The following is a 12,265-nucleotide window of genomic DNA, read 5'->3' as shown; positions in this document are numbered from 1 at the left end:
GATGGATGGGACAGGATCGTTTCAAACCGAGGAAGCCTGATGTACGAGAATCTGAAGAGCCTGGGGATCCAGGATCCCGCCTCCGTCGACAGCTACACCCTGCGCCAGGAGGCCAACCACGACATCCTCAAGATCTACTTCAAGAAGCAGAAGGGCGAGTTCTTCGCCAAGAGTGTCAAATTCAAGTATCCCCGCCAGCGCAAGACCATGCTGGTCGACTCCGGTACCCATGAGTACAAGGATGTCACCGAGATCAACGCCAACCTCAAGTATGTGGTGGACGAGCTGGATAACCTGACCCAGGGCGTCCATCAGCAGGCCGACCCGGACATCAAGCAGAAGATCCTGCGCGATCTGCGCCATCTGGAAAAAGTGGTACAGAACAAGATCAGCGAAATCGAACGGGATCTGGAGAAACTCTAATCCCCTCGACTCGACAAAAGAGCGCCCAGATGGCGCTCTTTTTATTGGCTGATTACTGGATGACTTTATCTGGCGATAGGTTGATCTGGTGATGGTGTGCGATAAGGCGCCGCGAGGCACACCAGCAGTTGTGCCGACAGAGGGCATCCCGTTACATATCGCCCCTTGGGCAAAGAGACTCCTGCCGAGATCGATCTACAGCGACTCGCACGCTCCATAACCACAAATAGCAAGAGGGAGGCTTTCGCCTCCCTCTTCAAACACGCTGATATTCAGGCAACAGAATTAGTTGCTCTTCATCCAGATGTCCATGTCGGTTTTCAGGTTGTCGGACTTGGTACCGAAGATGGCTTGAACGCCGGAACCAGCCACAACCACACCGGCTGCACCCAGTTTCTTCAGACCAGCCTGGTCAACCTTGGCAACATCTTTCACGCCAACACGCAGACGGGTGATGCAGGCATCCAGAGAAGCGATGTTCTCTTTACCGCCGAAGGCGGCAACCAGAGCAGCAGACATCTCGTCTTTGCCTTGGCCAACAGCCTCTTCAGCAGTCTCGTCTTCACGACCCGGGGTTTTCAGGTTCATGGCACGGATAACGAAGCTGAATACCACGTAGTAGATGGCCGCGTAAACCAGACCCAGACCTACCAGCAGCAGCATGTTGTCGGCACGCGGTGATTGCACCACGAAGTCGATGAAGCCGTTGGAGAAGGTGTGACCGTGTACGATACCCAGAGAGTTGGTCAGCACATAAGCCAGACCAGCCAGTACCGCGTGGATTGCGTACAGAACCGGAGCGATGAACAGGAAGGAGAATTCAATCGGCTCGGTGATACCGGTCAGGAAAGAGGTCAGGGCAGCAGAGGCCATGATACCAACGATCTTGGCGCGGTTTTCCGGCTTGGCAGCGTGAGCGATGGCGAACGCAGCAGCAGGCAGACCGAACATTTTGAACAGGTAGCCACCAGCCAGCTGACCAAAGCCGTTACCGGCAGCGCGGGACGCGTCATCAGCAGTCAGGAAGCAGGTCATGATACCGTGAACAGTTTCACCGGCACCGTTGACGCAGGTACCAGCCTGATAGAAGAACGGTACGTTCCAGATGTGGTGCAGACCGAACGGGATCAGGGAGCGCTCAACCACGCCGTAGATACCGAAGGCCAGTACCGGGTTCTGGTTGGCAGCCCAGTCAGAGAAGGCACCGATGGCGCCACCCACTGGCGGCCAAATCACGGACAGGATCACACCCAGACCGATGGAGAGGAAACCGGTGATGATGGGTACGGCACGTTTGCCCGCGAAGAAGCCCAGGTACTCTGGCAGCTGGATCTTGTAGAAACGGTTGAACGCCCAGGCAGCGATACCACCGGCCAAGATACCACCCAGCACGCCGGTTTCGATGGTTTCAACACCCATCACAGGTGCCATGACCTTCAGGGTTGCGACCATGATGCCGTAGCCAACGATGGCTGACAGACCGGATACACCGTCGTTATTGGTAAAGCCCAGAGCAACACCCACTGCGAACAGCAGGGCCATCTGGCCAAATACGGAACCACCGGCTTGCTCCATCAATTGGGAGACAATTTCCGGCATCCAGCTGAAGTGGGCAGCACCCACCCCCAGCAGAATACCTGCGACTGGCAAGACTGATACTGGCAGCATCAGCGCCTTACCAACCTTTTGCAGATTAGAGAAAGCATTTTTGAACATTGTGTGCGCTCCTGAATGGATTGTCGTCCCTGAACGATCTATCTGGATGAAATAAGCACTGATTCATTCAGATATCTTCGAGTCGGGCTTGTTTATTTTGACCATCAGAATATAACCCAGCGGGTCATAAATTGCTGCTTTCGAAGGCGGGGGAATATTGAATTTGGAGGGAAGATCACAACTTTACAATTCATAAAAAACAAGATGATAATCCGCAATATAACACTACCACAGATAAAATAAAATAATCGTATCAAAGTGTGCCAACAACAATTCACATGGTATCACATAAATTCAAAATGTAACTAAATGTAACGTGTTGAATTGTTTTCCATGGTACTACGGGCACCCAGTATGACCACAAATGACTTACCTGACAAACACAACCCAAGCATGAACGACTGACAGCTGAGTTGTTACTCATAACTATAATAGGGGGCTCTACGGCCCCCTAGAAAAATTTTATATGATGTCCTCGTATGTGCAAGTTATGAGACATTACTATTTGTTAGTAATACCACGCACCTGCTAAACACATACTCCACCTTATCAATATGACTCACAGACTGTATCGCTTACGCAATAAAAAATTATTTTCTTGCAAAGCTTGATGCTTAATATTCCAGTTGGGAATAGAAAATGAAATATCATCAAGAACTGGGTACGTCTCAGTCAAGTTTTTCACACATTCAATAATTACACCCTCAGCAACGCAGTCTTTAATGTTAACCATTATTTTAACTGCCTGTCCTAGCGTTGCCTTAACGGTCCATGTGTCACCACTCTGCAATGGTAGATTAATAATCACACATATATTATCCAGGGGTTTTTCCGTACTTAAACAGTAAATTGTACGTTCATCTTCAACATTTATATTTAAGATGATTTTATTATCACCCCCTAGCGGCAATCGTGCCACTACATTGCGCCACTCACATGGAAGTTTTGGTGATATAGTGACTCGTTTATGGAGCAACTCCGGTTTATATCCAATATAGTCTTGATACAGATTCCTGGTATACTCAGCTACCGACCAAGCTTGAGAATATGTTCCTGATTCAACAAGTTTGGCCGGGTCGTGTTGATAGGCATCAAGATTTTCACTCATAGTTCCCCGATAACCTTGATGCAATATTTGATCAGCAAGATTTTTTGATAATGCATATGCCACATGTATTTTATTAAACTTCAATAAGGCACTAATCGTAAAACCGGCATTCCATCCCCAGATCGTCCCATTATGATATGCAGCATCTTTATGATACATAACTTGATTATCATGGTAGGGATGGAACTCTGAATGGTCTTGGCTAAGAGAACATATACCCCATGGGAAAAGTAAATTATTGATGCTGTTTTTTATTACATGTTGAGCATTATCTATCGGCAATAACATATCACAGTGCGGAATAGTAATTACCATCAACTGATTAGGACGAATACTCCAATCTTGCTCATCAATATCATTAATTCGGTCAGCAAGAATTTCTCTCTCAGCATCCCAGAATTTTTTAACAAAGCTTTCTTTGATTTTTTCAGACATTGCAAGATATTTTTTTTCGCCTACCTGATCACTAATAAGATGCGCTAACTCTTTAGCAACCCCAATAGACTCAAACCACAATGCCTGAATATCATTGGCCTTACAACCACGCGGTGACCAAGGGATCACACCTTCAATTTTCGCATCCATCCAGGTATCTGGATCCTTATGCTTCATAAGACCATCATGATCCAGATAATTTTTTTCGACTCCCTCAATAAATCGTTTGATCACTGGATAAATGACTTTCGCGAATGCCAAGTCGCCACTATGATTAATATATTCCAGAACACCTCTTATCATCCAAGGCGTTCCATCTGTAGTGTTATATATTATGTTATCTTTACTGGTGACCCGATTAGGTATTCTGCCATAGTCAACTGACTGCACATTGCAATTTTGCATGGTGGCAAAATTTTCAATAATTTTCCTCGCAATATCAAACTGTCCATTGACCAGACATATTCCAGGCAAAGAAATGAAACTATCTCTCCCCCAAATATCTTTAAACCATGGAAAACCTGCCCAGATACCGTAACCGAACTCTGTATTGACAAATGATTGGCTCGCCAATCTAGCCCACATAACAGCTTTGCTATATTCCGTATCGCTGCACCAAAAATAGCTACCCATGAGAAAGTCATAGACTCTTTTCTTATGTTGACTTATCTTATCACCAGTAATAGCCTCAGAAACTATAGAGACAGCAGCCTCTTTCGAATCAGAAAATCCGATGTATATCGCAAGTTCTGAAATCTCAGCCAAGGAAGATAGATGAATTTTTTTATTATCGGTGCCATCCAAAGGATCTGATACCGTATCACTGACAGCTACCGTAAAAGGATGATTGCTTGATAATGCCATGAAACGACATGAAGCAGGACAATCCAGCAACTCATACACAATTAATGCGGGATTGTTATGTCCCGCCTTATGCAATAACAATTGCGAACCAATCGAGAACTCAGCCGCTAGCAAGCTATTCAACTCACTTTCAATAGTAAATGAAAGTAAGCGCTGACCACTAATCAATGACATATGCTCACAGGCATTATCATAGTAGTGTGATACACCATATGGCAACAATGTAGCGTTAAGCGCAGTAGCTCGATCACAGACTCCATTATTAATATGGAATCGGTATCCAGTCAAAACAGGATGTGAACCACTGATATACTTGCCACATCGTTCTGATATGTGTGTACAACCAGAATAAAAACCATCTACATTATCAGAAAAGACATAATCAATACTTTCTCTACTATTTATGGCCAATGCATCAAATAGCTCATTCATCGATGGATGCTTATTTTGCTCACGAGCAGTGTATTCACATTCACCTTTCATTTCACCATCATGAAAATCACCACCTTGAGATATTTTCTCCATAAAAACCTCCATATAAATAAAATTACAAAGACAACCAATGGATACCAAAAAGATAAAATGTCTCACCGCAAGGTGAGACATTTAAAGATAATAATGATGATTACTTGGCACTTATGGATTTAATAAACATAGCTTCAGCTTCAACAATACCCAATGCTTTGGCTTCATCACGCAGAGCTAATGCTTTCTGAATATCTTTACCTTTTGCAGCTTGCTCAATTGCATTTAGGTAATAATGCTTGGTATCGTCCTGAATCACGGCAGGGATGGCTGCCTTTTTATCCACAGCCCCAACAGCCACTACCCTTGATGTCATAACAGCACCTACAGGTTGGTTCACCACGGGTTTCAGGGTTAACAACTCAACAGACAACTCCAGCGAACCACCATTTTGGAAGGTATACGCTGGGTCTGTGACCATTGGCATAGGTTCACCCAACTCTTGCGCACGGATTCTTGCCGGATAGTCGTGGTTATTTTTTTTCCTAACAGTTCAGATGGGGAATACACCACCATATATGGTGTTTCAATGGTGTTTATCTTCAGACGATAATTATATCTTGATTTAGTAAATGCATCTGAGGTTGACACCTTAAAATCACTGTTCTTAACATGTTTCACCACTTTAAAATCAGCACTCAACAAAGCAATTTCTGGAGCGAATACTGAACCGTCATAAAAATAACTTGACAATGATACTGTAATGTCAAGACCTCGCTCACCAAATTTGAATGCAGCAAAGTGGCTATTACCACCAGCAAAATTTGCTGCAGGGGATGCGCCATCAATATTGAACTTGACAGTTTCATTATCATTTAATTGAACATAGGGTAGTTGCGAGTAACTCTGACAACATAACTCTGTGTCACTCGGTGGCATAACATTCAACACTGATGGTTGATTGACGGCACACCCTGATATCAATGCGCTAAACACCAGGCATGAAATACTGCTTACATTTTTCATATCTTTTCATCCTAAAATCAAAAATCACGATGATACAAGTCCACTTAAAGTATCTACCGTAAACAATTTAGCACATTGTATCAATGAATCTACCAACAAAAAGGGCAGCATAAATGCTGCCCATTGTTGTAACATATTTCTTAGAACCAAATTTCGGTATGAACACCAACAACTGTTTCATCTTTGCCATCTTTGATACCGATAGTGCTGGCACTGGCGGCATCATCAGCAGCAATATAGCTGACATAAGGTTTAATTTGTGGACGGCCAAAGTAATCAGCATTGACGGTGATCGGCAGAGCCAGCTCTACGTTATAGAACTCACCCTTTACTGCATCGCCAGTTCGGCCCCAATAACCCTCTGCACCTTTCTCCTGACCATATGAACCGGTCATCTCTACGCGAAGGTTATCGTTGATCTTATAAGAAGGACGAACGGCAACCAGGAAGCGAGACAAATCCTCAGCACCAAACAGCTCATCCAGGGCGCCAAAATAGGTGACTTCAGATCCCATCTGCCAACGGTCAGAGATGTTCCACACACCATAGGTGGTTGCAAAAATGGACTCGGCTTTATCATTACCACCGGACCAGCTACCAAAGTTAAGGCCACGGTTCTGAGCCACACCTTTACCATACGCGACGGCACTCTGCGCCCAACCATCCAGCCCGTAATAGTTGGTGTTCAAGGTCACACCGGCACCAATACCATCTTCACTATCGCTGTCTTTGTTGGCCTGCTTCATATATTTGAAGTCAAAATCAAGCTTACCGAAGCCGACATCAACCCCATAGTAATAAAAATCATAGCTGGTCAAAGTACTGCGATCAGTATTGCGATACTGCCCTTTTAACGCATCCTTTTGGCCTTGGGTTAAATTTGGATTTTTATCTATTGCAGCAATTGCGGCCTCACTATATGGCAATGCCCCAGCATCAGGATCTGCCATCACCATGGCCACGCCTGCCGTGTTACCGGCAATTTTGGTCTGTACACCGGTGCCCACACCAGAAGATTGCTTCCAGTATTCACCCGAGAGCAAGCCTGCAGCACGGTTGAGGTAACGCTGACCACCCCAAACAGACGTATCATCCCCCAGGAAGGAGAGACCACCGATTTCGACAAAGGCCTCTTTCACTTCGAATTGCGCTTCATCGTTTTTCTTCTGGCTACCATCGGAGGAATAAGCATAGGAGTTACCGTTGCCATACTCTGAACGCAGTACAAAATCAGACCATACACCATTTTGATGCTCGGTATGTTTTTTCAGAGAAAACTCCACCTGGTTGGTGCTCTTGCCATGAGTACCTGCAGTTTTATAGTCTGGTTTACCAAATTCGGTATCTACCGTTTCCCCATCGATGTTTCTTACGTTCATGGAACCATAACCATGAACCTCCCATCCATCTTTCAACACATCAGTACCTTTAGCCGCATCTTGAGCAAAGGCACACCCAGCAAATAAAACTGAAGCCACTGCAGTAGCAATTACACTTTTGTTAGTCATCATTAACTCCATTTAATAGGAAGTAGAAATAGCAAATCACTAAAAACTAAAGGAATAACTCGTGTTTTTATAATTGTTCACAACTGACTGTTTATTACGTGATGTGAACTTGAGGGGCACTATACATTTCCAATCTTCATTGTAAAAGTGACGAGCATCACAAAGACAAAAACCAAATAATAGACCAATAAAGCAATAATACACCAACAAAAAGCAATAAAGAGTGAATGCGTGCCGAAGTTAGCAAGCCTCGCGCAACAATGCCCCCCTTGAAAACGATATCAATCCCGAACTAACCAATCACGTCGCTCATTATTTTTGCCGATTTATAAACCAATTCTATGATTGAAATCGCTTTCATGATGAAAGATATTTAACCACCACTGAAGTCAATTGCATCACAGGTTATTTTTCTGCAAGCACAACCACAAAATCACATATCTCTATGGAATACTGATGTTGTGATCAAGCTCCCAGAATGATGAGTTACAACAGACTGCAAACCTTTTCAAACCAATGAGTACTTATGATTTTCAATTGACATCAATTACAATTGCCAAAGTTAAATATCTGTAACCATGAATAATTTATCACTACATTTAACTTAATAAATTAGAACCAAGGGGTCTCCATGAAAACTGAACGGAATAGTGTTATCTATCAGATTTACCCACGCAGCTTCCAAGACAGTAATGGGGATGGAATTGGTGATCTCAATGGTATCAGATCTCGCCTTGGTTACTTGTCCCAGTTAGGTGTTGATATGCTGTGGCTTACCCCGGTTTATGCTTCTCCACAGCGGGATAATGGCTATGACATTAGTAATTACCATGATATTGATCCAGCATTTGGTTCCTTTTCAGATATGCTGGCACTCATATCAGAGGCCGCAACGCTAGGCATAGGCATCATGATGGATATTGTTGCCAATCACACATCTACCGAACATTCCTGGTTTAAAAAAGCATTGGCAGGAGACAAATACTATCAAGATTTCTATGTATTTAGAGATCAGCAATTCGTTAATGAATACCCATTGACATCCATTTTTGGTGGTAATGCTTGGGAATATGTACCTGCACTTGATATGTACTATCTGCATAATTTCGATATTACACAGGCAGACCTAGACTGGGATAATGTAAATGTACGTAAGGCTATGGCTGCAGTCGTACAGTTTTGGCTAGACCAAGGCATAAAAGGATTCCGCTTCGACGTGATCGATATGATCAGCAAAAACTGGCCGACTCGCAGCATGAGCAATGGCCCACGCCTGCATGATTACATCAAGGAGCTGAACCACTCCACTTTTGGAGGCAAGAATATTATCACGGTTGGCGAAACATGGTCAGCAGACCTTGAACACATGAAGAGCTATTCATCTCCCGCTGGGGATGAATTTTCTATGGTGTTTAACTTCGAGCACTTGGGATTCGGCCATGATAAATGGCAATCTCACATCGATATAAAGACAATCAAGAATGTGTTTACCAGAAACCAATGTGAACTACGCAACCAAGGTTGGAATAGTTTGTTCTTATCCAATCATGATCTACCTCGAGCCGTATCAAGATTTGGTAATGATACCCCACAATGGCGAGAGTTAAGTGCAAAGCAATGGGCAATTATTCTACACATGCAACAAGGAACGCCATTTATTTACCAAGGTGAAGAACTGGGTATGACCAATCGCCAATGGCACCCTTCTGAGATTCGTGACATAGAGGCTAAAAACTACTTTAACAGCCATATCAATGATGCAACCGAATCAGAAGTATTGACCAGAATCAGCAAAATTAGCAGAGATAATGCGAGAACCCCCATGCAATGGGATGATACTAACCATGCCGGTTTCAGCACTGTCACTCCCTGGATCCAAGTGAATGAAAATTACCATTCAATCAATGTCGCCAATCAACAACATGATGATAACTCTGTATTCAACTGCTATCGCACATTGATCTCTCTCAGAAAAAAACTAGATATTATTCGCGAGGGGGATTTCACTATGCTCAGTAGTGATACCTCAAACCATATCTGCTACAGCCGTCAATGGCAGGGAAAAACCTTGATCGTCATGGCAAACCTGACTACCACACCTTTAGCCATACCTGTGCATAAAGACGACTTGGCAACATTAGAGCCATTACTAACAAACTATCCAACACCAAGCAACTCAGATGAGCTAAGACCACTCGAAGCTGTTGTGTGGCTAACCACAAAATAACGATATAGTGTGGGCTATATTTTAGCCCACACTATATCTATGCGGAATCAATTTATAAAGTAGTTAGAATAAGAGACTTTTCATGGACAAAAAAATCACTCGCGCAGCTATTTTTCATCGTTCTCATACAAATATGTCCTATGCATATAGTAGCAATCAACTCCATATGAGATTGCGCACGGCAAAGGGGGAGGTAACGGAAGTATTCCTGCGTGCAGGAGATCCTTTTGACTGGGCAAGTCAGGGAGGGGGGGGGAATTTAAATAACGAAGGCGCTAGCGGATGGTTAGGTGGACGGAACTATCCAATGAAAAAAGAGTGTGAAACTGAACTCCACGATTACTGGCTATGTGAATTCACCCCTGAATTCTATCGTAGTCGTTATGCTTTTATAGTAAAAAACAACACAGAAATACTCTTAATCGGTGAAAAGAGGATTGTTCCACTTTCTAATCTCTCAGATGACCCAGCTCTGGATCAGCTTGTTAACTTCTATTGTTTCCCATATCTTAATGCTATTGACGTGTTCACCCCTCCAGAATGGGTTAAAAATACTGTCTGGTACCAGATATTTCCGGAACGCTTCGCGAATGGGATGCCGACTCTATCACCTCCACAGGCTCAGCCATGGGGATCAATGATTCCCGCTAACAAAAGTTTCTTTGGCGGTGACTTGCAAGGCGTCATCGACCATCTGGATTACTTAGATGCTCTTGGTATCACTGGTATTTATTTCACACCATTAACACTGGCCCCCAGCAATCACAAGTACGACGCTATCGATTATTTTACTATCGACCCTCACTTTGGTGATATAGATACATTAAAATCTCTTTGTAAAGAGGCTCATCGTCGCGGCATCAAGATCATGCTAGATGCAGTTTTTAATCATCTGGGAGAGCAGTCTCCTCAATGGCAGGATGTAATTAAAAATGGCGTTAAATCAAAGTACTATAATTGGTTTTATATTGATGATTTTCCTTTAATAAATAACGATGCAACTCTAAATAAAGAGCGTTTGAATTATCGCTCATTTTCGTTCTCTACGGGAATGCCAAAATTAAATACAGAAAATCCAGATGTCATTGAGCACTTATTAGAGGTAGGACGTTATTGGATACGTGAATTTGATATTGATGCCTGGCGGCTAGATGTTGCCAATGAAGTTGATCAACATTTCTGGCGACGTTTTAGAATCGAAATGAAACGCTTAAAGCCAGAATTGTTTATTTTGGGTGAAGTATGGCACGACGCACATAATTGGTTAACAGGCGATCAGTTTGATGCGGTCATGAACTATCCGATGGCTGAAGCGATTTTAAACTTTTTCGCACATCAGAGCATTGATGCAAAAACATTTAAGCACCTTATTAATGAGGCTTTTGTTAACTACCCAGTCAATGTCAATGAAGTTATGTTTTCTCTTCTAGATAGCCACGACACCCCAAGAATTCTTCATTTGTGTCATGGCGACAAAAATAGAGTGAAACTTTCATTTTTATTTCTCTTGAGCCAGACAGGCACGCCATGTATCTATTATGGTAGCGAAATAGGGATGGCAGGTGGCTCAGATCCGCTTAATAGAGCATGTATGGAATGGGATCCGGCTAAGCAGGATCGCGACCTGCTACAACACATGAAAAAACTGATTGCTCTTCGTAAAAATACACCAGCAATGATCAGCCATAATATGGACTGGCTATTATCTGATGGTCAGACGCTGATTTACAGTAAAACACATCAACATGATACTGTATTTATCATCATGAATGCATCCGCAGGCCAAAGCACGATCACTTTGCCATCACAATTGGCAGACAAATCAGTCTTTGATTTATATGACAATAACATTGTCCAGCTAAGTGATACGTGCACACTGCCAGAATATGGCTTTGCGATTTATCGCCTCAACACTACCGGGGACTCACAATCTCCCACATTAATCAAATCAGCAAGAGTCATTGCTAATGATCTGACAAGGGAATAAGCACGCTCTTCAACCAGCTGAGTGCCACCTGTTCGGGTTCATCGTGCACGGTGGCATCCAGCTCCAGCGGGAGAATCACTCGCGTGGCCCCCAACTCTTGCAGCAATCCGTCCAGCCGACGGCCCGCGCCACAAAAGTGGTCATAGCTGCTGTCACCCATGGCAATCAGGGCATAACGCAGCCCCTTGAGCCAGGGCGCCTTGTCAGCCAGCTCGCTGGCAAAGGGCTGCAGATTGGGAGGAATGTCCCCCTGCCCGGTGGTGGCACTGACCAGCAATAAAAAACGGCCGGGGTCAATGTCCGCCAGCCGTGCTTCTTCGTGCAGAGAACAGTGATGCCCCTTGCGTTCCAGCTCATCTGCCAAGGTCTCGGCCACCAGCATGGCTGCGCCGTAGACAGTTCCTACCACGATATCGATCTGCGCCATTCTCCTCTCCCTGCTTGAGTCACTCTTTTGAGCAACTCTATCAGCAAGCTGGCGTCAGATGCCACCGGTTCAAGGCTGA

Annotated in this window: 9 protein-coding genes; 3 read left to right on the top strand and 6 right to left on the bottom strand. The window is 44.1% G+C overall.

Annotated features, from left to right (window positions below; translation table 11 throughout):
• The first annotated feature begins 39 nt into the window (after positions 1–39).
• Positions 40–423 carry a DUF3461 family protein gene (locus ACTG2J_RS05020; RefSeq protein ID WP_005338583.1) on the top strand — a complete coding sequence of 128 codons (384 nt, stop codon included), beginning with the start codon at positions 40–42 and terminating at the stop codon, positions 421–423.
• Positions 424–708: 285 nt separating this feature from the next.
• Here the strand turns inward: ACTG2J_RS05020 and ptsG are convergent, their stop codons facing one another.
• The 5 genes from ptsG to ACTG2J_RS04995 form a co-directional block, all read right to left on the bottom strand.
• Positions 709–2,139, bottom strand: a complete 1,431-nt coding sequence (gene ptsG / locus ACTG2J_RS05015) for a PTS glucose transporter subunit IIBC (protein ID WP_005338586.1) — start codon at positions 2,137–2,139, stop codon at positions 709–711.
• Between the two features lie 559 nt (positions 2,140–2,698).
• A complete protein-coding gene (locus ACTG2J_RS05010) occupies positions 2,699–5,071 on the bottom strand; it encodes an amylo-alpha-1,6-glucosidase (RefSeq protein WP_439997255.1) in 2,373 nt (790 codons plus the stop codon).
• A 100-nt stretch (positions 5,072–5,171) separates the two neighbouring features.
• Positions 5,172–5,432: a hypothetical protein gene (locus tag ACTG2J_RS05005; protein WP_439997254.1), complete on the bottom strand. Its 261-nt coding sequence runs from the start codon at positions 5,430–5,432 to the stop codon at positions 5,172–5,174.
• A complete protein-coding gene (locus ACTG2J_RS05000) occupies positions 5,426–6,037 on the bottom strand; it encodes a MalM family protein (RefSeq protein WP_439997253.1) in 612 nt (203 codons plus the stop codon). The genes ACTG2J_RS05005 and ACTG2J_RS05000 overlap by 7 nt, the downstream gene beginning before the upstream one ends.
• Before the next feature lie 140 nt (positions 6,038–6,177).
• Positions 6,178–7,548, bottom strand: a complete 1,371-nt coding sequence (locus tag ACTG2J_RS04995) for a carbohydrate porin (protein ID WP_368167481.1) — start codon at positions 7,546–7,548, stop codon at positions 6,178–6,180.
• 628 nt (positions 7,549–8,176) lie between these two features.
• Here ACTG2J_RS04995 and ACTG2J_RS04990 point away from each other — a divergent pair.
• Together ACTG2J_RS04990 and ACTG2J_RS04985 are read left to right on the top strand one after the other, a co-directional pair.
• Positions 8,177–9,772 carry a glycoside hydrolase family 13 protein gene (locus ACTG2J_RS04990; protein ID WP_113738988.1) on the top strand — a complete coding sequence of 532 codons (1,596 nt, stop codon included), beginning with the start codon at positions 8,177–8,179 and terminating at the stop codon, positions 9,770–9,772.
• 82 nt (positions 9,773–9,854) lie between these two features.
• Positions 9,855–11,759 carry a glycoside hydrolase family 13 protein gene (locus tag ACTG2J_RS04985; protein WP_113738989.1) on the top strand — a complete coding sequence of 635 codons (1,905 nt, stop codon included), beginning with the start codon at positions 9,855–9,857 and terminating at the stop codon, positions 11,757–11,759.
• Here ACTG2J_RS04985 and ACTG2J_RS04980 read toward each other — a convergent pair.
• Positions 11,737–12,186 carry a flavodoxin gene (locus ACTG2J_RS04980; protein ID WP_201989734.1) on the bottom strand — a complete coding sequence of 150 codons (450 nt, stop codon included), beginning with the start codon at positions 12,184–12,186 and terminating at the stop codon, positions 11,737–11,739. The two genes, ACTG2J_RS04985 and ACTG2J_RS04980, sit on opposite strands and share 23 nt — an antisense overlap.
• Positions 12,187–12,265 lie beyond the last annotated feature (79 nt).

The organism is Aeromonas sp. 6P, assembly GCF_051919525.1.
GTDB classification, from domain to species: domain Bacteria; phylum Pseudomonadota; class Gammaproteobacteria; order Enterobacterales; family Aeromonadaceae; genus Aeromonas; species Aeromonas veronii.
The sequence above is the reverse complement of the archived record's forward strand: the minus strand, read 5'-3'. Positions and strand labels throughout refer to the sequence as shown.